The sequence below is a fragment of the Sorangium sp. So ce119 genome (assembly GCF_051524405.1).
Taxonomy (GTDB): Bacteria; Myxococcota_A; Polyangia; order Polyangiales; family Polyangiaceae; genus Sorangium; species Sorangium cellulosum_G.
This window is the reverse complement of the sequence record NZ_CP150310.1, coordinates 10025896-10047618: the sequence shown is the minus strand read 5'-3', so window position 1 is coordinate 10047618 and position 21723 is coordinate 10025896. Positions and strand designations below refer to the sequence as shown.

At 71.1% G+C, this 21723-nt stretch carries 16 protein-coding genes; 3 read left to right on the top strand and 13 right to left on the bottom strand.

The window, feature by feature from the left end; translation table 11 throughout:
* Positions 1 to 38: 38 nt before the first annotated feature.
* The 3 genes from WME76_RS38020 to WME76_RS38010 all read right to left on the bottom strand — a co-directional run bounded on the left by WME76_RS38020 (position 39) and on the right by WME76_RS38010 (position 3952).
* Positions 39 to 2156 carry an FtsX-like permease family protein gene (locus WME76_RS38020; protein WP_437957053.1) on the bottom strand — a complete coding sequence of 706 codons (2118 nt, stop codon included), beginning with the start codon at positions 2154 to 2156 and terminating at the stop codon, positions 39 to 41.
* Entirely contained in the window at positions 2157 to 2939 is a 783-nt protein-coding gene (locus WME76_RS38015; protein ID WP_437957052.1) for an ABC transporter ATP-binding protein, read from the bottom strand.
* An 86-nt stretch (positions 2940 to 3025) separates the two neighbouring features.
* On the bottom strand, positions 3026 to 3952 hold the full coding sequence (locus WME76_RS38010; RefSeq protein WP_437957051.1) for a LysR family transcriptional regulator: 927 nt from the start codon (positions 3950 to 3952) through the stop codon (positions 3026 to 3028).
* Positions 3953 to 4098: 146 nt separating this feature from the next.
* Between WME76_RS38010 and WME76_RS38005 the strand changes: the two genes are divergently transcribed.
* The gene (locus WME76_RS38005) at positions 4099 to 6000 is read left to right on the top strand and encodes a multicopper oxidase family protein (RefSeq protein ID WP_437957050.1); all 1902 of its coding nucleotides are present in this window, start codon (positions 4099 to 4101) and stop codon (positions 5998 to 6000) included.
* Between the two features lie 144 nt (positions 6001 to 6144).
* On the opposite strand, the gene WME76_RS38000 is transcribed toward WME76_RS38005, so the two are convergent.
* The 5 genes from WME76_RS38000 to WME76_RS37980 form a co-directional block, all read right to left on the bottom strand.
* On the bottom strand, positions 6145 to 7146 hold the full coding sequence (locus WME76_RS38000; protein ID WP_437957049.1) for a hypothetical protein: 1002 nt from the start codon (positions 7144 to 7146) through the stop codon (positions 6145 to 6147).
* 86 nt (positions 7147 to 7232) lie between these two features.
* Positions 7233 to 8576: an OmpP1/FadL family transporter gene (locus WME76_RS37995; RefSeq protein ID WP_437957048.1), complete on the bottom strand. Its 1344-nt coding sequence runs from the start codon at positions 8574 to 8576 to the stop codon at positions 7233 to 7235.
* 191 nt (positions 8577 to 8767) lie between these two features.
* On the bottom strand, positions 8768 to 10594 hold the full coding sequence (locus WME76_RS37990; RefSeq protein WP_437957047.1) for an acetyltransferase: 1827 nt from the start codon (positions 10592 to 10594) through the stop codon (positions 8768 to 8770).
* Between the two features lie 2 nt (positions 10595 to 10596).
* Complete coding sequence (locus tag WME76_RS37985) at positions 10597 to 12561, bottom strand: hypothetical protein (protein ID WP_437957046.1); 1965 nt, start codon at positions 12559 to 12561, stop codon at positions 10597 to 10599.
* A gap of 204 nt (positions 12562 to 12765) precedes the next feature.
* Positions 12766 to 14076, bottom strand: a complete 1311-nt coding sequence (locus tag WME76_RS37980) for a ketopantoate reductase family protein (protein WP_437957045.1) — start codon at positions 14074 to 14076, stop codon at positions 12766 to 12768.
* A gap of 192 nt (positions 14077 to 14268) precedes the next feature.
* Here WME76_RS37980 and WME76_RS37975 point away from each other — a divergent pair, with 192 nt between their 5' ends.
* Both WME76_RS37975 and WME76_RS37970 read left to right on the top strand, forming a co-directional pair.
* The gene (locus WME76_RS37975; RefSeq protein ID WP_437957044.1) at positions 14269 to 15441 is read left to right on the top strand and encodes an AAA family ATPase; all 1173 of its coding nucleotides are present in this window, start codon (positions 14269 to 14271) and stop codon (positions 15439 to 15441) included.
* Positions 15438 to 16271, top strand: a complete 834-nt coding sequence (locus WME76_RS37970; protein WP_437957043.1) for a hypothetical protein — start codon at positions 15438 to 15440, stop codon at positions 16269 to 16271. Before WME76_RS37975 ends, WME76_RS37970 begins: the two co-directional genes overlap by 4 nt.
* A 359-nt stretch (positions 16272 to 16630) precedes the next feature.
* Here the strand turns inward: WME76_RS37970 and WME76_RS37965 are convergent, their stop codons facing one another.
* The 5 genes from WME76_RS37965 to WME76_RS37945 all read right to left on the bottom strand — a co-directional run bounded on the left by WME76_RS37965 (position 16631) and on the right by WME76_RS37945 (position 21690).
* Entirely contained in the window at positions 16631 to 17581 is a 951-nt protein-coding gene (locus WME76_RS37965; protein WP_437957042.1) for a diacylglycerol/lipid kinase family protein, read from the bottom strand.
* Between the two features lie 114 nt (positions 17582 to 17695).
* Entirely contained in the window at positions 17696 to 18046 is a 351-nt protein-coding gene (locus tag WME76_RS37960) for a hypothetical protein (protein ID WP_437957041.1), read from the bottom strand.
* A 53-nt stretch (positions 18047 to 18099) separates the two neighbouring features.
* Positions 18100 to 19122, bottom strand: coding sequence for a YihY/virulence factor BrkB family protein (locus tag WME76_RS37955; RefSeq protein ID WP_437957040.1), 1023 nt, complete (start codon positions 19120 to 19122; stop codon positions 18100 to 18102).
* A 330-nt stretch (positions 19123 to 19452) separates the two neighbouring features.
* The gene (locus WME76_RS37950) at positions 19453 to 20724 is read right to left on the bottom strand and encodes a PAS domain-containing protein (protein ID WP_437957039.1); all 1272 of its coding nucleotides are present in this window, start codon (positions 20722 to 20724) and stop codon (positions 19453 to 19455) included.
* A 246-nt stretch (positions 20725 to 20970) separates the two neighbouring features.
* The gene (locus tag WME76_RS37945; RefSeq protein WP_437957038.1) at positions 20971 to 21690 is read right to left on the bottom strand and encodes a MerR family transcriptional regulator; all 720 of its coding nucleotides are present in this window, start codon (positions 21688 to 21690) and stop codon (positions 20971 to 20973) included.
* Between the last annotated feature and the right edge of the window lie 33 nt (positions 21691 to 21723).

Below are 21723 nucleotides of genomic sequence, written 5' to 3'. Positions count from 1 at the left end.
GGGCGCGATTCCCGTCGACGCGACGGGCGCCCTCACCCCTATTCGTACTGCACCGACTCCGCCGCGTTGCTCCGCCCCGCGCTCCGCGCCGGATAGAACGACGCCCCGAGCGCCACCGCCGTCGCCCCCAGCGCCGTGAGCACCCCGTACTCGGGCGGGATGCTGAACTCGACCTCGAAGGTCGACACCGTGCGCAGCGCCCCGAGCGCCGCGGACCCCAGCGGCACGCCGAGCAGCACGGCCAGCACGCCGCCCAGCGCGCCCACCAGCGCGCCCTCCATCAGGACCATCCGCCGGACCTGCCCCGCCGTCATCCCGAGCACCCGCTGCAGCGCGAGCTCCCGCCGCCGCGCGTGCAGCGCCAGCACCATCTGGTTCGCCACGCCGATCGCCGCGAGCACCGTCGTGAAGCCGAGGATCATGTCGAAGATCACGAAATCGCGCCCGGTCGCCTTCCGCCGGATCGCCTCGATCTCGACCCCCGTCTGCATCCGGACGTCCCGCGCCTGCGGCACGCCGGCGAGCAGCTCGCCCCACGGCGGCGTCTCGGATCCGCCCCGCGCCGCCGCGGCGCCCGTCTCCGGATCGGCGACCGCCACCGTGTGGCCGATCGCGGTCGCGTAGGGCGAGATGACAGGGAAGTCCGCCGCCTCGATGACCGCATAGGTCCGCAGGTTGCGGTAAGCCCCGGGCGCGTGCACGTAGCCGAGATCGTCGGTCACGCCGACGACCTCGAAGCGGCGCACGCCGGCGCGCCCGCCCACCTCGAGCTGATCGCCGGGGCCCACGTCGTAGCGGCGGGCCATCATCGTGGAGACGATCGCCTTGCCGGGGCCGAAGCGGCGGCTCAGCGCGATCGACTCGGGCCGGCCCGTGGCCTCGGCGAGCGCGCGGAGCTCGTCGGCCGGGGCGGCATAGACGACGTTCGGCCACGGCGTGCGGCCCGAGAAGCGCGCGGCGACAAGGCGCGGCGGCAGGGCCGGCAGCATGCGCTGGGCGTGGCCGAGCGGCTCGTCCGGGTAGAAGAACGTGTAGGGCGCGAGCGCGCGGCCGGCCCACGCCGAGACCTCCTGCTTGAGCGCCGCGGTGGCGATGTGCAGCGCGAGCAGCAGGGCGAAGACCATCATCACGCCGCCGACGCTCCAGGCGAGCTCGTGCCCGCTGTGCTGCACGCGGCGCTGGAGCAGGAGGCGCTCGGCCGCCCAGCGGCGCGGCGCGAGGCGCACGGCGACCGCGCCGAGGCGGGCGACGAGGTCGGGGACGAAGACGATCGCCGCGAGGAACGCCGCGCAGACGAGCCCCGCCTCGAGGACGAAGAAGGCGAACAGCGGGACCGACTCCTGGAAGAAGGGGCGGAGCAGGCCGTAGACGAGCACCATGAACGGCAGCGCGAGCAGCGTGACGCCCCGCATGCGGCGCCGCTGCTCGGCCCCGCCCTCGAGGAAGCGCGGGCGCAGGGCGCGGGCGATGTCGACGCGGAGCGCCTCGCGCACCGGGCGGAGCACGCCGAGCAGCGCGGTGAGGGCGCCGGTCCCGCAGACGAGCAGCATCGCGCTCCACGGCAGGCGGATGGCGTGGAGCGGGATGCGCGCGCGGCCGGTGGTCGTGATGCCCGCCTTCGCGGCCAGGTACGCGAGCGGGATCGACGCGAGCAGGCCGAGCGCCGCGCCGCCCACGCCGAGCACGAGCGCCTCGAGGACGAAGACCGCCGCGACCTGCGGGGGCAGCGCGCCGGCGCTGCGCAGGAGCGCGATCTCGCGGCGGCGGCGCTCGACGGCGACGTTGAAGGTGAAGAAGACGATGAGCGCGCCGACGAGGAACGCGGAGAGCGAGCCGAGGCGGATCGCGGACCGCATGATCTCGTAGTCCTCGTGCGTCTCCTCCTGGGCGTCGGCCTCGGAGGTGGGCTGGCCGTCAGGGCGGAGGCCGCGCAGGGTGACGGTCTGCTCGGTGAAGACGGGGAGATCGGGGTTGGTGACGAAGCTCTTCGCCTCGACGGCGCGGGTGCCGACGTCGAGGATGAGGACGACGTTGACCGTGGCCGCGCCGAGGGCGACGCCGAGCAGGGCGGCCATCGCGCCGAAGCGGTCGGCGCGCAGGTTGCGCAGGGCGAGCATCCGGACGAGCGGCTGGAAGAGGGCGCGGAGGAGGAGCATTCAGATCCCGAGCTCCTTCAGGCGGTCGTGGACGGCGGCGGACGTGACCGCGGGGCCCGCGAGGGCGGCGTCGTGCAGGAGGAGGCCGTCGCGCATGAAGACGACGCGGTGCGCGCGGGCGGCGTCCTCGGCGTTGTGCGTGACGAGGAGCATCGCGCTGCCGGCCTCCTGCAGGGCGTCGGCGAGCAGCGCCATGATGCGGCGGCCGGTCGCGACGTTGACGTTGCCGGTCGGCTCGTCGGCGAGCACGAGCGCGGGGCGGCGGACGAGGGCGCGGGCGATGGAGATGAGCTGCATCTCGCCGCCGGACATCTGCGAGGGCAGGTGCTCGGCGCGGGCGCGCATGCCGACCCGATCGAGCATGCGGGAGGCGGCGTCGTGGTCCGGCGCGGCGCCGTCGATGAGGTACGGCAGCACGATGTTCTCGTAGCCGGTGAGCGTCGGGACGAGGTTGAAGAACTGGTAGATGATGCCGATGCGGCGGCGGCGCAGGAGCGTGCGGCCGTGCTCGTCGAGGGCGGCCATGTCCTCGCCGAGGACGCGCACCTCGCCGCGGTCGGGGGACTCGAGGCCCGCGACGCATGAGAGCAGCGTGCTCTTGCCGACGCCGGAGGGGCCCATGATCGCGCACATCTCGCCGGCGTGGATGTCGAGGTCGACGCCGCGGAGCACCTCGATCGGCGTGGCGCCGAGCGCGTGCGCCTTGTGGAGGTTGCGGACGCGGAGGACGGGCTCGTCGGAGGTCGCGGGGGCGACGCGCACCCCGCCAGCAGGGGAGACCATCCGGCTACTCTAATCTCACCTTCTGGCGCCGCGTAAGCTCCGGCGGTCGGGAGCAATGTCCCGCGGTCCCGTCGCCGTGCGAGCGCCTACGCCTCGATCTCGAGCGCGCCCGCGAGCGCCGGTCCTCGGCTCACGGGAGCCAGGAACGCGCGCACGTGCTCCATGACCATCTTGATCTTGGGGATCTCCGAGAGCATCTCCGGGACGCTGAGCCGCACCGGCCGCTCCTGCCCGACGATGTCGGGGAGGACGGGGACGAGCACGTCCGGGCCCACGCCTGGATCGGGCAGGAGCGCGTCGGGGATCAGGCCGATTCCCAGGCCGGAGAGGCAACAGTGGCGGATGAAGTGGATGTCCGTCGCGATGAGGGACGGCTCGACCGTGAAGGACGCGCCCCGCCACGTCCGCCAGATGCGCGCGTCCTCGCCGGGGGCCTGCCACGCGAACAGCTCGTGGTGCTTCAGGTCGTCGATCGACGTGGGGGTGCCGCGCCATTCCAGGTACGCGCGGCCGGCGACCAGCCACTCGCGGGCGCGCAGGACGACGTGCGATAGCCAGTGCCCCCGCGGCGCGTCCTCGCCGAAGTGGACGGCGATGTCGATGTCCGTCAGGGCCTCGCCCAGCGGGTCATTGCTGAAGCGGCAATGAAAGTGGAGCCTGGGATACGCTCGGCGCACGGCGGCGAAGAGCGGCGTGAGCACGTGCGGCGGCAAGCCCACGGGCAGGACGACCCGCAGCGTGCCCGAGGGCGCGTCGCCGATCTCGCGGATCGAGGCCAGCAGCGCGGCGGCCTCCTGCATCATGCCGCGCCCCCTGCCGGCGAGCACCTGCCCGGCCTCGGTCGGCAGGACGCCGTGCCGCACGCTCTCGAGCAGCGGGACGCCGGCGCGCGCCTCCAGCGCCGCGACCTGGCGCCGGAGCGTCGTGCGCGACGTGCCGAGCGCGCGCGCGGCGCCCAGGTACGAGCCGGCCTCGACGACAGCGAGGAAGGCGCGCAGCTCTTCGAGGTCCATACACCCTGCCACTGTCCGCATTCTAGCCAGGGGTGTCCGTCTTCGGCCATCGCGCTCAGGCGCGGCTCGATAGCGTGGTTCCTGGAGGAGAAAAGCCGATGGCACGAGACGCTTCGCCTGCGCTGACGCGCGCAGGATCGCTCGGTATGCTGGTCCTGTTGACGGCGGTGATCGCGGGGTGCGGGGGAGGGGAAGAGGCCGGCGCGACGCCGGAGACGACGACGACGATGTACGAGGATCCCCCCGAGCTGCAGCCGGGAGAGGACGGGGCGTTCGAGCTGCGCTTCGGCCCGAGCGCGGTCGAGATCGGCGGGCGGCGGTTCTGCCTCCGCGCCTACAACGGCATGACGAGCGGGCCCACGATCCGCGTCCCGAAGGGCGAGGATCGCAGGGTCCACGTGAACCTCCACAACGACTTCACGCGGAGCGACTTCCGCGAGATCGCGAGCATGATGGGGCACGGGGCGAGGTCGTGTCACGACTTCAACCTGACGAACCTTCACGGGCACGGCCTGCACGTGCAGCCCAACTTCGCGACCGACGATCCCGCGGACCCGTGCGAGGGCGACGGCTGCGCCCCCGGCGGGCGGTACTTCGGGGATCACGTGCTCCACGCGGTGGGGCCGGGGGAGAGCGCCCGGTACCGCTGGGACCTCGACGAGGACGGGATCCATCACGAGGGGACCGACTGGTACCACCCGCACATCCACGGCTCGACGGCCATCCAGGTCATGGACGGCGCCGCCGGGGCGCTCATCATCGAGGGGGCGCTCGACGAGCTCCCCGGCATCGCCCGGGCCAGAGAGCGGGTCATGGTCATGACGCAGGTGCCCATCGATCACGAGAACACGGTGCCGTTGAGCGAGGGAGAGGACTGCACCGAGGACAACCTGTCGGTGACCGACTTCCTCGCGGTCGAGACGCTCCGGGCCACGCTGATCAACGGCAAGCTCAGGCCGCGCATCGTGACGCCGCCGGGGCAGGTGGAGCGGTGGCGCATGGTGTACGCCGGCAGCCCGGACGAGATGGGGATGAAGCTGCACGTCGCGAAGGACGCGGCGTGCTCCGACTTCGACAAGGTGCCCATCGAGACGACCCAGATCGCGCGCGATGGCGTGACGCTGCCGCAGTTCTACCGGAGCGACACGGTGTGGGTGTCACCGGGGTACCGCGCCGACGTGATGGTGAAGATGCCGGAGCAGGAGCAGACGCTCTGTCTGGTGGGGCGCCGGCCGAACGATCTCCTGGGGAGCGTCATCGCGATCGTCGACGTGAGCAGGAGCGCGGGCGAGCCGACCGAGGTGAACCTGCCCAGCGAGGCGGACGTGGCCGCGCTCGCGCCGCCGACCTCGTGGACCGGGATGGTCGACGGGCAGGAGACCGAGGTGAGCTGCGATTCGGTCAAGACCGTGCATCAGAAGGTGGTGCTGCTGGTGCCCACGCCGGGGTCACAGCCGCCCGATCTCGGCTCGGACGTGGCGCTCATGTCGTGCGATCCCGAGGCCCACCCGCACGCGATCGATCCCGACGCGCCCGTGTGCCTCTGCCCGGATCCGAACATCAGCTGTCGCAAGTTCGACGACCGGCGGCTCCGGGGCTACCGGAGCGACCGTGTCATGACGGCGGGCAACGCGGAGCGGTGGGAGATCCGCGCGTTCGACGGCCACCCGTTCCACATCCACATCAACCCTTTCCTTGTGTGCCCGAACAAATCGAACAAGGAGCCCAATTTCCCCCACTGGCGGGACACGATGTGGGTCCAGCTCGAGGACGGACCGCGTGACGTGCTCATGAACCCGCGGAAGTTCACGGGGCAGTTCGTGCTGCACTGCCACAAGCTGAACCACGAGGACGAGGGGATGATGGAGCTCGTGGAGATCTGCGATCCGGAGGATCAGGAGTGCCTGTGCCTCGGGACGGACGCGGACGGCGCGTGCATCTCCCAGGCGGGGTGCAAGCCGGACGATCTGCAGTGCCAGTTCGCGAGGGCGGCGACGGACGCGTACCCGGCGCCGCCGGCGCCGAACCCCGGGCTGTGCGGGCCGTGATCCGCCGAACGCCGCGTGATTGAAGGGGCCGCCTTCGCTCCGCGGCCTGCGGGGTGGCTTCCTCCAGGAGAGGCGCGGATCCAGAGGCTCATCAGGAGATCTTCCGCCCGTGGCGTCGCGGACGCAGCCGCCGCTACCGCCCGATCACCGCCCGATGCGCGCGCGGATGGCGGCGCGCGTCTCCGCCGAGAGCGTCTCGAGGTAGGCGTCCGAGAGCGCGCGCAACGCGTCGTCAGGCATGGCGAGCAGCACTTGCTCCGGCGGCAGCCCGGCCACCCGTTGCTCCGGCGGCAGCCCGGCCACCCGTTGCTCCGGCGGCAGCCCGGCCACCCATTGCTCCGGCGGCAGCCCCGCCACCCGCTGCTCCGGCGGCAGTCCCGCCATCCGCTGCTCGGGGGGCAGCCCCGCCACCCGCTGCTCGGGGGTGTAGGCCGCGAGCACCTGCTCGGGGGTGTAGGCCGCGAGCACCTGCTCGGGGGTGTAGGCCGCGAGCACCCGCTCGGGAGGGAGGGTTGCCAAGAGCTTCCGGACGACCTCCTCGAAGCCTTCCAAATCCTGCATCTCCATGGACATCTCCTCGGCGCCAAGCTGCTGAGCCAGCCACTGGCGGGCCTCGCGCGTCCGGGCCTCGCCGTGGCCGAACAAGCGTAGCAGATCGTCGTCCTCGGCCTCTGCCACCGGGTCGATCTCTGCGACGATGAACGCGAAGGCCGCGCCCCGGAGCTGCCAGTAGCCGTCGCCGAGGTCGTTCCACTCCATGCCGAGCGCCGCCGCATCCGCGTCGAGCGACCTCGTGCGCGACGGAACGAGCAGCACCCCGCACAGGTCGCTCCGCTGCTCGAGCCGCTCCGGCGTGTCCGCGAAATACAGGAGCAGATAGCTGTACAGCCGGTCGAGGTTACGGCGGCGGTAGGGCCGGCCGATGCTCTTGAACTCGACGATCGCCTCGCTGGGCAACAGGTCCCACAGTCGCCTGAGCGTGCCGGCTGGCTCGCTCGACTCGGCGCGCTTGCGCAGGAACAGGTAGTCGGCCCGGAGCGGCTCGGCGGACAGCGGCACCTCGCTGCGCACCTCGAACCGCCGCGAGCCGCGCTGGCTCAGCAGCGCCACCAGCAGCACGTGCCACGCCGTCCTCGTCGAGCCCATCGGGCGCCTCTCTAGTGTCGTGGAGGGACCCGGTACAAGAATTCGTAGGCTGGCGCTCTCCGGAGGATCGCGAGGATCCTCCCCGCTCAGAAACCGACCTTGAGGTGCCCGCCCACGGTCGTGAGCAGCAGCGTATACTCCCCGTTGCCGAGGTCGTAGTCGGACGCGGTCACCGTCCGCGGCAAGATGCCCTGCACGCGGACGTCGGCCGAGAGCGACACGCGATCGCTCACCGTGTAGACGCCGCCGACATCGCCTATCAGCCGGTGGTTGTCCGGAGAGGCCACGTCGATCGTGCTGTCCGGCGAGGCGGGCGACTGATACCCGACCGACGCTGTCGCGAGCAGCGCCTCGCTCAGCTTGTACTTGGCGCCGGCCTCCACCCACACGGTATCATTCCACTTGCGCGGCAGCGTCACGGCCACGCGGTCGGCGATCCCGAGCTTCGGCTGGGCGAGATCCGGTGAGGAGGCCTCGACGACGAACGCCTCGATGTCCGAATAGAGCACGTACGACAGGAGGCCATCGATGCTGAGCTTGTCGTTCACCCGGTAGCCGACGCCCGCGGTGAGGCGCTTCGGGAGCGTGAACGAGAGCTCCGCGTCGCCCTCCACCAGGGGCTTGTACCGCAGGCCCTGCTCGGCCAGGTCCTGCGTGAAGAACGGGTGGTTCATGTCGATGGCGAACTTGCCCTTGTACCGCATCGCGGCGCTGTGCTGGTACGTGAGGCCGAAGCGGAGATCCTTGTTCGGGTTGAAGGCGAGCCCGACGTGGAACGAGGCGCCGTGCGATATCGCCTGCTTGAGCGAGATGGGGCGCGCCAGGACGTCGAGCTCGCGCAGCTCGGACGGCGTGGTCGGGCCGAAGTCGTTGTCCTGCTTGAGGTAGGCGAGGCCGTCGCGGAACTCCTTCATGCTGGCGAAGTCCTGCACCTTCGAGAGCTCGGCGATGCCGCCGACGTACGAGATGCCGGCGCCGAGCGAGAGCTGCTCGGTCAGCTTGAGCCCGGCGGCCAGCGTGAGCGAGGTCGAGACGATGAACGCCTGCTGGAGCTGCCAGCGCTGCGGGCCGTCCGGGAAGCTGAGCGCCGCGGCGTAGGGGACGTAGAGGCCGACGCCCAGCGTGAGGCGGTTCGGGATCGTCGGGAAGGCGAAGAAGGCGTTGCCTGTCGGCGCGATCGGCGTGGTCGAGACCTCCTCGGCAGGGCCGGTCCTGGTGGCGTCGACGTTCGCTGGATCGAGCGGGAGCTTGAACTGCAGGGTGTCCGGCGTCTGGTAGGTGCCGCGCCGCTCGCGCGCGTAGGTCGCGCGGCCGACGATGAGCCCCGCGCCGAGCAGGAGTTCCGGCCGCTCGACCCCGGCGAGCTCGGCCGGGTTCCAGAACACGGCGGCGGCGTCGGCCGTCGTGGGGCCCGAGAGGCCGCTCGTCACCCACGGCGCGTCGATACCCGAGGCGCGCGCGTCGCCCGCCGTCCAGCAGACGAGGCCTGTCGCGAGCGCGAGCGCGGCGAGCTCACGTCCTCTCCGTTGACGGGCACGGGCACGGGCACGGGCACGGGCGCGGGGCCGCGGGGCGGGCAGGGCTCCTGACATGAGAAGGGTCCTCACAGGGGGTGATCCGGCTAGTTCAGCCGGGTGAGGGTGAGCGAGAGGCGATGGGCGCTCGGCTTGTCGCCGATCCTGATCTCGTAGCGGCGCCCCTCGTCGTCCTCGAAGTACAGCGCGTCTCCCGGCTCGACCTCCACCTTCTCGTGGAGCGTGTCGCCGTCGATCTCCTCGGTCGTCGACACCTTCTTCGTGAGCTCGGGGTCGGCGAAGAAGCCCGGATGCGCGTACGCGTACTCGCGCACGCGCGCGCCCTCGGCGTCCTTGCGGATGTCGTCGGGCGCGACGAAGTAGAGGTAATCCCGCTGTCCGGCGACGCCGCTCTCGATGCTCGGCTGGTACAGGTAGAAGTCCGCGTCGCCGGCGGAGTTGTCGTTGAGCTCGATCGCCATGTCCTTGAGGACCGCGGGATCGCTCGAGAGGTTCTCCTTGATGCTCGCGACGAGATCGTCGGTCTTCACGCCGACCGGGACGTCGCGGAGGGTCACCTCGATGTCGGCCTCCCCCTCGGCGAGGCCGCCGTCGTGGAGCCGCGCCTGGGCCACCTCGAGGAGGATGTCCCAGAAGTACGACGCCGGCGGCGGCTCCTCGAGGACGACACTCTCATCGACGCTGATCTCGGTCCATGCGGCGCCGTCGACGCAGACCTTCACCGGCTGGTAGTCGCTCGTGGAGGTGCCCTGGGGCCCGTAGGTAGAGCAGTGGTCCTCGAGCTGCGCTGCCCTGAGCTCGCCGGCGCGCGCCAGGATGTGCTCGAACTCCCAGAGCGGCTGTTCCCATACGGGCGAGTCGCCGCGCGGGGTGGGCTCCTTGTTCGTGCCGCCGGGCAGGTGCATCGGGCTCTCGGGGATGGCGAGGGTCAGCTCGCCGATGCTGAGGTTCCTCGACAGGTTGTCCAGCACGAGCCAGTCCGGCTCGCTGAAGTCGAAGAGGGTGTCTATCTGGCCGGGCGTGCTGTTGACGCTGGCGACGTCGGCCGCCGTCGCGTCGACGCCCTTGTACGGGAGGGCGTTGACGTCGACCTTGACCGTCATCGTGAAGTCGTCGAGGGCCGCCTTCACCCCCGAGGCCGCCTTGATGAACCCGGGGTGCTTCGCGCCGTCCGGGTCGTCCGGATCGAGCGGCGCCGGGCCGAACTGCCCGGCGAGGCCGGCGAAGTCGGTGACGACGTCGTGCAGGGTGACGGGGATGGAGTGGGGGGCGACCGGGTACACGCCGTCCGGGTGCTCGTCGCTAGGCGGCCCTCGCCGTGTCTTCGTGTTCGGGTGCGTGCTGACGAGGTTCTCCAGGACGGCTTGCGCGGTGAGCTCGACGGGGATGATCCGCTCGTTGCCTGCCGCGCCCACGAGATCGGAGAGGATCTTCGACGTCGGGATCCCGACGGCATTGCCGACGCCGAGCAGGCCCTCGAGGCTCGTGCCGCGGAGGTCGGCGTTCTCCGGCGTCATGTTCAGGAGGCCGACGAGGTTCTGCGCCGCCGGAGGGAGCGCGGCGATCTCCGCGGGGGGCATGTACATGACCTTGAGCAGCGCGTTCTCGATGAGCGTCGAGATGTCGAGATCGAGCAGCCAGATCCCCTCGAGCGTGGGCCGCGGGAGCGCCCTGAGCTCCTCGAGCGTGAGCGTCTTGGCGAAGCCCCGCGCGTCGAACCGCAGGAACTCGAGCGTGAGGGTGCGGCTCTCGTTCACGCCGAGCGCCGCCGGGGGCGGCGGCTGCTCCACCGTGACGGCGTCGACGCAGGCGGGCAGCGCAGAGGAGAGCGCGGCGGCGGCGGCCAGGGGGCCGAGCCGGGAGAGCCGGCGGCCGGCGGGGGCGGCGGGGCGGTTGCTGTCTCGCGCGTCCATGATCAGAGCCTCTTCACGTCGGCGGTGATCTCCACCGGATCGTTGGTGTCGGGCACGTGGAAGCGGACCTCGTAGACGGCGGCCTCGTCGTCCTGCATGTACAGCGTGGTCTCGCCGGGCGGCAGCCGGTATTTCTCGTGGGTCGTGTCGGCGAGGCCGTCGAGGTCCTTCTTCGAGACCTTGCTCCCCTCGTCGAGATCGGGGCTCGTGAAGAAGCCCGGGCGATCGTAGGTGTAAGGGCGCGGGGCATCCGCGCCTTGATCCGGCGGCCGGAGATCGCCCTCGGCGACGAAAACCAGGTAGGGAGCGCCGCCCGGCTCGCTGCGGCTGTAGAAGAAGTCGAGCGCGTCGTTGTTGACCCAGTACCGGCCCAGGATGATCTCGGCGATCTGCTTGGCCTGGCCCTGCAGCGTCTCGCGGAGCTCGGTGACGATCTCCTCTCCGGTGAGGCCGATGCCGACGCCCGGGAGCGCGAAGACCGGCTGGGCCTTGCCCTCCACGATGTCGGGCATGCCCTCGCCGGTCGGGTCGTGGATGGCGACCTGCGCCACATCGGTGAGCAGCTCCCAGAAGAACTGCGGATCCGGTATGCGGGGCGGCGGGTCGGGGGGGAAGGAGATGTTGCCGAGGAAGACGGACCAGCCGGGCGGATCGCCGTCCTGGCCGATGTTCACGCCGAGCCGGCACGTCGAGCCAGATTTGAAGTAACACCCCGAGAACCGGCGATCGCCGTACGTGAGGTAACCTGCGGTGGCGATGATGGACTCGAGGAGGTACGGGGGAACCGTCCAGATCGTGTCGGCGCCGACCGGGTGATCGGGAGAGTTGGTCTTGCAGTCCGGCGTGTTGCTGCCGCTGCAAGAGGGCACGACGGTGGGCAGCTCGCGCAGCGAGATCCGCATGTCCACTGTCGGTGCCTGTGCAATGCCGCTGACCTGGAGCTTCTCGGGATCGGTGAAATCGAACCGCAGCGGCGCGTCGCCCTCGCGCAGGAACATGTCGCCGCCTCCCTTCGACAGGTCGATCCCGGAGACCCTGCGCAGGCCGGACTCGGCGACGACGCGCATCGAAAAGTCGGGGAGGAGGACGTCGCTCTTCGTCGTGAAGGTGTCATTGTCAGGGACGAGCACGCCCGGATGATTCCCGGCTGGGCCGAGCTTCTCATCGAGGGGCTCGAGATCGTGCAACGCTTCGTACAGCGTGACAGGCAACCTCACGCCGTCGGGGGTCGGGATGGCCGGGTGAGAGCCGAGCAGCTGCTGCTGGAGGGCGCTGATGAGCTTGTCGATTGGCACGAGCGGCGCCGTCCGGTTCTCGCGCGTGACCGTGGGGTCTGGCTGGACCGCCAGATCGAGGTTGATGCTATCGGCGAGGATGTCCGCGAAGTCGAATGCGAAGGTGCCGGGGTTATCATTGAAGAGCGCCTTCAGCTCCGCGAGCGACGTCCCCGTCACGTTGGCATTGGCAGGTGTCATGCTGAGCAGCCGGACGAGCGCGAACTCCGGCGATGTCTGCCATGGTGCCTTGAAGCTCTGGCCGAGCGGGGTGAGCGTGCAGTCGTGGCCAGGGTTCACGTCGTCTTCTCGCCAGGAGGTCCCGCACGCGTCCTGGATCCGCTCGAGCGCGTTCCGGAGCAACCCGGTCGTGTCGACGTTGAGGACGGTGATCTGCCTGGTGCCGTCCTCGCCGAAGACCTGCATCGCCTTCTGCCTGTCGAGCTCGAGCGTGACCGCCGGCGTCTCCGCGTCGTCGATGCGCATGCGGAACCGGTTCGGCTCCTCGATGACGGGGCTTCCGCCCGCGCCGTCGTCGCCGCCGCCCCCGCCGCCGGCGGCCCCGCTGCCGCCCCCACCGCCGTCGTCGCCGCACGCGGCGAGCGTGGCGAGCGCGGCGAGGAGCAGGAGGGGAACACGGCCGCGGAGCGAGGCGCCGCGCCGGGAGGAGAGTGCGAGCGGGGAGTGCGTCATGCGAGGGCTCCTCATCGAGGGACCTTCTCGAGATCCACGGGAAGAGACGCCCGATGCTACCGAACTTCGACGCGCGGGCGCGACAAAGAGTGCGCGCCGCGACGCCGCGGAGCGCTCGATCCCGCGCCGCCGTCAAAGAAGGCCAGGACAATTGTCGGTGAAGCCAGGTGTCCTCGCGTTTTTCCGTCCGGTGCGCGAAGCGCGCTAGACGTCCTCGCGATCGCTCCGGGCGTCCGTTGCTGCCCCGGACGGCTCGTGCGGGGAGGCCGCCGGCGCGTCGACGACGGCCGCGGAAGGCGCGTGCAGGGCGGCTTCCTGGGTGTCGGCTACCGCTGCGGACGGCTCGTGCGGCGCGGCCGCAGGCGGCGGCCGGGTGGACGGCGCGGCCGCAGGCGGCGGCGCGCCCGCGAGCTCGCGCGTCCGGTCGAACAGCGCGCGCAGCAGCGAGAGGCTCGGCTTGCGCTGGCGCGCCGCGATCGCGAGCACCTCCTCGCGGACCGCGGCGTTGATGGGCGTGGCGATGTCGAGCGCCGCGCCGCGCGTGACGACCTCGCCGTTCAGGAAGTCGACGGCGGGCGGGCGGCCGCGCTCGATGGCGGCGAGCATCGACGAGCGCATGCGGCGGTAGCGCGCGCCGACCGCGAGGACCAGCGCGTGCTTCGCGAAGAGCCCGGGCGAGCCCACGGCGGAGCGCTCGGCGTCCGTGAGCGCGACCCAGTCGAGGTCGAGCGTCCCCGCCACCTTCTCGAGGCGCACGCCGGCCGCGCGCGAGACCTGGACGGTCTCGGTCATGACCTCCAGCGCGAGCCGGCGGACGAAGCGGTGCCGGAGGAGCGCGCCGAGGCGGTCGCCCCCGACGGTGCCGAGCGACGAGATGGCGCAGTTGATGGCGAGCTTCGACCAGCGCGCGCCGGCGAGGTTGTCCGTCACGGTCGTCGGGCCGATCGCCTCGAGGATGCGCGCGAGCTCGTGGAGGCGCGGGTCGCTCGCGCCGTCGAGCCGGCCGAGGACGAAGCCGCCGCTCGAGGTGCGGTCGTACACGCCGGGCTCCACCATGGAGGCGCCCCACGCGATGACCCCGCCGAAGGTGCGCTCCGGGCCCGCGATGCGGGCGATGCGCTCCTCGCAGAGGCCGTTCTGGAGGCAGATCATCGCGCCCGTCGGGGCGAGGTGCGCGACCACGCTGCGCGCCGCCTCCTCGACCTGCGGCGGCTGCGTGGCGAGCAGGACGTAGTCGAACGGCCGGGTGTCCGGGCCGAGCTCGCGCACCGCGCGGCCGCGCACCGTGCCGGGGCTCGCCTCGCCGCGCACCCGGAAGCCGACGGCGTTGATGGCGTCCGCGATGATCGGGTTCGTCGTGAACGCGGTGACGTCGTGCCCCTGCTCGACCAGGTGCGCGGCGATGATGCCGCCGATCCCGCCGCACCCGACGACCAGCAGCCGCGGGGCCGAGGCGCCGCGCGACCCGGAGGAGCTCGGGGCAGCCTCGCCCGCTGAAGAATCGATGAAGCTCATGCGAGATCCCTTACCACCGCTGCGGCGCGGGCTCGACGGGCTCGAGGGGAGCGCCAGCACGGGGCAGGGGGGTCGGACACGACGAGCGGGGAGATGGCGCTGCCGAGCGTGATGACGGGGCGCGTCGAACCGCGCCACCGCTGCCGGCGCTCGCGCTGGTGATGTCCCGCCGACCGGCGTACATACTACGCCATGTCGACGGAGCGATCAGCGCCCGGCCTGCGGCTCACGAGGCTGGACGTCCGTAACTTTCGCGGCATCGACGAGATCAGCCTCGATCTGCGCGACGCGCGGGGGACGGCGCTCGACCTCATCGTGCTCGCAGGGGCCAACGGCTCTGGCAAGACGGCGCTGATGGAAGCGATCCTCCTGCTGCTGCACCGGCCGGACCTGCTGCCGCGGGATGCCGCGCCCCTCCGAGAGCAGATCCGTTTCGGGGCCGAGGCCCTGGAGCTCCGGGGAGAGTTTCGCTTCCCGGACCGCAACGATGCCGTGGACTTCTATACCGTGCTGCGCGTCGACCACGATACACCTGCCCGGTCGGGAAACTTTCTCAGCGCTCGCGGCCTCGAGCCGCAGGAGACCCTCCCGGGCTACGGCTGGAGCGAGCATGCTCGGCTCGACGTGAACGTGGAGTACTTCTCCGCCCGGCGTGAGCCCGAGGCGCTCGGCGAGGTGGTCAGTCCGGGCGCCGCGCGCTCCGACGTCGAGGCGCACCGGCTACGCGAGCTGAAGAGGCGCTTGATCAGCGCCTACTACCGCGATCTGCGCGCCCAGGCGAGGCGCGGCAAGCCTGTCACAGAACCGCCCGCCAACGGGGGCGCGCGAGCCGCACCGGGCGATGGCCCCTTCGCCCGCTTGCAGCGCCTGTGGGAGCGCTTCAACGGTGACGGGCAGACGCTCGACGTGATCCCGGTGAGCAACGATCCCGGCTCGGGCGACGAGGTGATACTCCGGGACGACCGTCCCGTCCCCGAGGACGTGACCAGCATCGAGATGGCGCGCCGGCTCGCCTCGGTCCGCCCCGATATTCCGCGCATGGTGCCGCTGGATCGCCTGAGCTCCGGCCAGGTGGCCTTGTTCGCGTTCGCCGGCCCGCTCGTCTTCCGGGACGCGCCGACGGACGTGCTGCTGATCGATGAGCCCGAGCAGCACCTGCACGTCCAGTGGCAGCGCCTGCTGCTACCCGCCTTGCGCGAGCTCTCTCCGGCGACGCAGATCATCGTCGCGACGCACTCGGAGGCCATCTTGGACTCGGCTTTGAGCTTCGAGCGCTTCATCCTCGTCGAGGACGAGGATCCGCGGGCGCAGCTCGATGACGGCGGGGACGATGACGACATGCCCGCGGCGGTACCGCCCTCATGAAAACCACGCTGCGCGACCTGTATCGGGGTCCGCTCACCGTCTGGGTCGAGGATCCGGTCACGCACGCTGTCCTCACAGATGTGTGGAGTGATCCGCAGATCAACGTGCTCGTCGGCAATGGCAAACCGGGCGTGACGCATATGGTCACCTCGAGCCCGCGCGGGCCGCATGTCTACGGGGTGGTGGACCGTGACTTCGACGATGACAACAACTCTGGCTGGGCCTCGCCGGGCTGCCGTGTTCTCCGGCTTCCGGCGCACGAGATCGAGAACCTGCTCCTCGACTTCGACATCCTGGCTTCGCTTTCCGGCAGCGAGTCAGCCGCTCGTATCTTGAAGGTCGCTCATGATCATGCGCAGAAGATGCATTTCTGGATGGTCTGCTGCAGCGTGCTCTGGAATATGCAGCGAGACCTGGGCAAAGGCTTCCCCGAGCGTCCCAGAGACCCCACGGGGATGCAGAGCCTCGAAGAGGTGAAGCGACACCTCGATACGAGCGACTACTGGTCCGAGCACGGCGCTGCGTGGCAGCGCTGGAGCCATGGCGGCGTGCGCTCCCAGATGCTCGAGGCCGCTCGCAGCGACTTCCAGAACCACCTCGATGGCGACGAGTGGATCCGCTCGTTCTCGGGTAAGGAGATATTCCGCTTCCTCCGGTCGAAGGTCCCCGGTCTCGATCGCGCCCCGGCGCGACCTCCGCAGCCGAAATCATCCGACCGAGACCTGAACCTGGCCAAGGAGGTCGCTCGCAAGATGCGGGAGCTAGGCAGTATCCCCCCTGCGTTCGTCGAGCTTCGGCAGGTGCTGCGGAACAAGGCGGGCCTCGCCTGAGGACATTTCTGGATGGATGCCGTGGCGGCGCGTTGCGCGACCACAACGCATCGTGATCGACGGCGAGCCGGCTCGTCCGCAACCACAATGCGTTCTGGTGCGGTCCGACGGAAGTCCTCGGAACTCCACGAATTTTTCGAACCACGTGAGGTGGTTCACGGGAGTGCGTGCGCTCAGCTCTCGCCGGGTCGGCGAGGAACCCCTCGCCGTCGAGCTTCTCGAGGGTGTCACCGGGGCGCTTCAGCGCGAGGCGCAGCGCCGCGCCCCGGCGCTCCGCGGCCGCGGCGCGCGGCGAGATCGCGGCGCCACCGGCCCGGCCAGCCGGTCCTCCTTCCGCGCCGCCTCCACCCGCCGCGCCCTCAGTCGGCCGGCGCCAGCACCTCGATCGCCTTCGGCTCCATCGTCACCGTGATCGGCAGCCGTCCGAGCGGCTCGCCGTCCACGTCGAGCAGGAACGCGTCCTCGACGTCGCGGTTCAGGAGCGTGAGCTCGATGCGGTCGCACTGGAAGTGGCGGACGTCCGGGTGGCGGATGTGCGCGCCCGTGTACATGCCGGTCGACACGGCGGCGAAGCGGACGTGGGGCGCGCCGCCGAGGTCGACGACGTCGAACACGCCGTCGTCGGCCCGCGCCATCGGCGCGACCTGCATGCCGGCGCCGAAGAAGCGGCCGTTGCAGATCGCCACCGTGCGCGTCGCGAGCTCCTCCTCGCGCCGCTCGCCGCGCAGCGTCGCCACGCAGCGCACCCGGCCGACGCGGCTGCGGACGAGGCCCCGGAGCGAGGCCATCGTGTACGCCAGCGAGTTGCCGAGCGCCCTCGTCGTCTCGCTGACGATCTGATCCACGAGGCCGCTCATCCCCGCGGACAGCACGTTGACGAAGAACGCCTCGGCCTGCCGCCCGTCGTGCGTCTCGTACGAGAAGCGGCCCACGTCCATCGGACGCGCGCTGCCGCTCGCGATCGCCGCGCAGTACCGGTCGAGCCGGTGGTTCAGCTTCAGCGTCCTGCAGAGATCGCCGCCGGTGCCCGCGCCGATGATCCCGAGCCGGGTGCCCGTCGCCCCCCGGTCCCGCGCCTGCATCAGGCCGTTCACCACCTCGTTCACGCTGCCGTCGCCGCCCACCGCGACGACCGTCTCGCGCCCCCCGAGCGCCGCCTCGCGCGCCAGGTCCACCGCGTGCCGCGGACGCTCGGTGTGCACGACGTCGAACTCGCCGAGGACGCGCCGGATGGGCGTCTGCATCCCGTCGAAGAGCTTGCCCGTCTTTCCGCCGCTGGAGCGGGGATTCACGATGAGGAGGGGGCGCATGCGGGCTCCGATGCTAGATGCCGCAGGCCGCCCAGGGCGAGGTGTTTTTGTCGCGCGGCCGGCGCCGCCGCCGTCAACGCCGCCCGGCGCGCCGATCCGCGCCGCCGGCCTCGGTCACGGCTGCTTCGTGCAACCGCAGCCGCAGTCGTCGCTGAAGTAGCTCCACCCCGGCTCGCACACGAAGCGGATCCGCGCGCACGCGTCCTGGCTCTGCCCGACGTACTTCATGAGCGGCCCGTCGACGCAGCCCGGCGCGCCGCCCGTGCCCGCCGCGCCGCCGGCCCCGGTCGGATCGCCGGCGCCTCCTGCGTCCTCCTGGCCCTGCACGTCCACCGCCTCCGCGCCCTTCCCGGTGTCGATCGGCGGAGGCGCCATGGGCGCGCCGCTCTGGGAGCCCTGGCAGCCCGCGGCGAGCGAGCCGCACAGCACGAGCAGCGATGTGGACAAGGTGAGTCTGTGCGGCATGGAGGCGTCCTCGCGGTCAGGTTCAACGGAGCTCCGGGGACAGGCAGCGTCGGCTACGCCCTCCCGCCATGGAGCCCCGAGTGGTTCGAGCGGATCGGGTGGGGCAGCGCGATGTCGCCGCCCGCGCTCTTCTCGCCGCCGCCTCGCGCGGGGCGCGCGGCGCCGGCCGGGAGCGCGGCGCCCTCGACCTTCTCCTTCTCGGCCTTCGGCACATCCGCGCCGGTGTCGTCGGCGTCCTTGGCGCCGGTGCGCTTCCCGTCGGGCGAGCGGTGCTCGATGATGGCGTTGATCTCGGCCCCGAGGAGCACCGCCATCGACGAGATCCACATCCAGAGGAGGAGGATGATGACGCCGCCGAGCGCGCCGTAGCTCACCTCGTAGCTGCCGAACTTGCCGACGTAGAACGAGAATCCCAGGGACGCGATGGCCCAGATCAGGACCGCCACGATCGAGCCGGGGGTGATGAACCTGAACTTCTGCTCGACGTCGGGGAGCACGTAATAGAGCGCCGCCAGGACCCCCATCACGATGACCGCCGAGACCGGCACGCGGAGCCAGAGGATCAGCGTCCCCAGCGGGCCGAGGTGCTCGGCGACGGCCGGCGTGGCGACCGTGAGCGCCGAGGCGAGCGTCAGCAGGACGGCGCCGCCGAGGGTGACCAGGAGGGCGATCCCGCGGCGCTTGAGGAACGACCGGCTGTCCTCGACGCCGTAGGCCGAGTTGAGCGCATCCATCAGCGCGATGACGCCGCCCGAGGCGGCCCAGACCGCGCCGAGCGCGCCGACGGTCAGGAGCGCCGGGCTCTGGCCCTCGGTCAGCGCGTGGAGCCGCTCGCCGAGGATGTTCGCCACCGCCGGAGGGGCGACCCGGTAGAGCTCGCCGACCATCCGCGCCGCTTCCACCGGATCGATGACCAGGCCGGCGAGGGCGATCGCGAAGAGCAGGAAAGGGAATATCGCCAGGACACCGAAGAAGGTCAGCGCAGCAGCGACGGTGTCGACCTTGTCCTTGACCCATTCCTGCTTGATGTCGTTCAGAAAGTCCTTCCAGGGGATCTCTTTTCCGGGCAGGTGCATAGCGGACCTTCACTGCAGGGGCGCGCGCGGCGCGGGGATGTACTTCCTGGGCGGCTCAAGCCGGGGCGGCTGCCCGTCACCGGTCACCCGCAAACCAGCAACGCGGATGCCAGGCCGAGCGCGGCGGCAGCTCGACCCACACGGTGACGATCTCCCGCCTCGCAGCCCGTCCGGGCGCTGCGCGGCTCCGCCCGCGGGCGTGGCGCGAATTGCCCCACGCGGCACAAAGGCCACATCGAGGCGCGGGCGGACGCAAGCCACCTTTCCTCGGCGCGCCGCGCCCGCTCCGGCGGCTCGTTGCAGGCGCTCTCCCGCGCGTGGTCGCGACGCTCAGGCGGGCGATCGCTGCCTGGTAGCCAAGGCGGGCGCGCCCGGAACGGACGTCGCGCGCCGGCCGCCGCGCGGCGCGAGGGCGTGGGCGATTCCGCTCTGGAGGGTGCTGCGGGTGGTGATGCCGGTGAGGTCGACGCCGAGGTCGACGAGGGTCTGCGCGGTGTCGGGGCCGATGCCGGTGAGGACGAGCTGGGCGCCGAGCAGGCGCGCGGCGCGGGCGATGCGGAGCAGGGCGTCGGCGGACTCTGCGTCGACGTCCTTGACGCCGGTGACGTCGAGGATGGCGGTGTGGAACTGGTGCAGGACGATGCCGTCGAGGAGCTTCTCCATGGCCTGCTGGGCGCGGGAGCGGTCGAGGGCGCCGATGAGGGGCATGGCGACGACGCCCTCGGCGAGGGGGACGAGGGGGGTGGAGAGCTCGCGCAGGGTGGCCTGCTGTGCCTGGATGACCTGCTCCTGGAGCGCGAGCCGCTCGCGCTCTGCGTCGTAGAGGGGGGTGAGGTCGCGGGCGATGGTGGCGAGGGCCGGGGGCCGCCCGGCCTCGGCGGCGAGGGCGACCATGGAGACCTGGCAGGGGATGGTGCGGCCGTCGTGCTGGACGAGGCCGAGGGTGCCTTGCCACGAGCCCTGCTCGAAGCACTGCTGCACGACCGCGGCGAGCTGGTCGACCTCTTCTGCGCGGTAGAGGTCGAAGAGGCTCTTGCCGAGCGCGCCGTCGCCGTGCCCTGTCATGGCGCGGAAGGCCTGGTTGGCGTGGAAGAGGGCGCCTTCCCTGGAGGCGATGCACACGCCGTCGGGGGCGCTGTTCACGAGCGCCTGGAAGTCGCGCAGCTCGGCCTGGGCATACGCCAGTCGCCGCTGCGCCGTGATGTCGTGCGCGACCCAGAGCACCGTGTCGTCCGTGAACGGCTTGCAAAAGGCCTGACACCACACGTCGTCCTGGCCGAAGCGAACGGGGTACTCCAGGCTCGCGATCGTCCGCGTGGCGAGCGACTCCCGGATGGCCCCGATGCAGCGCTCGAGGTAGTCCTCGCGGACCACCGCGGCCATCGGTAGGGCCAGACACCCGCTTTCCACCCTCCCGGAGCGGCTGAGGAGCGTCGCGAACATCTCCTGGACGACCCCGTCGCGGTCGATGAGGGCGATGAACGCCCGGCTCACCGAGCAGAGCGCTTCCAGCTTCGCCTCGGCTGCTTCGAGCTCGGCCACCCGCCGGCGCAGCGCTGCGTTCTCGCGTTCGATCGCACTCGAGCCCTGTTCGTCGCTCATCGTCGCCGCACGCTATACCATCTCGATTCCACCGTCAGCCACGCCGACCCGCGCTGCGCCCCGGGCGACGCCGCGGCGGCAGCGCGCGCCGAGGGGATCGGCGCTCCCGGCGCGATTCTCCGGTCGGAGGACGCGAGACTGTGAGGCAGCATGCGCAGGCGCCAGCGCAGGTGTCCCGGGGGGCTTCGCGCCGGGAAGATAGGCAGTCCCCCACCTGCCCGCGATCCGCTACCTACCTGAGGCGAGCTAGCTCATCGCCTTGCCGATGAACTCGTGCAACGCCGGATCCACCCCGGGCCGGTTCCTCATCGACGGCTCCTCCTGGTACATCCGGTTCAACGATCTCTCGATCCCGGGGTTCTTCCCCGTGAAAGCGTCGATGAGCTCCCGCATGCGCCGCACGATCTGCTGCACCGGCTCGCTCTTCGGATCGGAGCCCTTCTGCATCTCCGCCCGCATGTCATCGTAGATCGTCTTCCACGCGTTCTCTGCCTCGCGCATCTTCTCCGGGCCGAGCGCGTCCGCGCGCTGCTTGAGCTCCGCGAGCTGCTCTGGGGTGTAGTACTTCTCGATCATGGTCATCACCTCGACGGTCTGAAGGAGCTGCTCCACAGAGACGTCCTCCCCCGCCCGCAGGACACGGGCCAGGCCCTCGAGCCGCGCGCAGAGCTTCTGCTCCAGCGCGATCTGCTCGCGCAGCCGCGACAGGTGCAGCTCGATGGTCTGGAGCGGAGAGAAACCCTCCTTGTCCAGACACCCGCTGATCTGCTCCAGGCTGAAGCCGAGCTCTCGCAACGACTTGATCTGCTGGAGCCGGGCGACGTCGCCTGCCGAGTACATCCGGTGCCCCGACGCGGTGCGATGCGACGGAGACAGCAGCCCGACCTCCTCGTAATAGTGGAGCGTGCGTACGGAGAGGCCGGTCTGCCTGGCGAGATCGCCGACTTTCAACGGTGCTGAACGCATGGTGTTTCCCCTGGTTCCAGGGCGGGGGAGGAC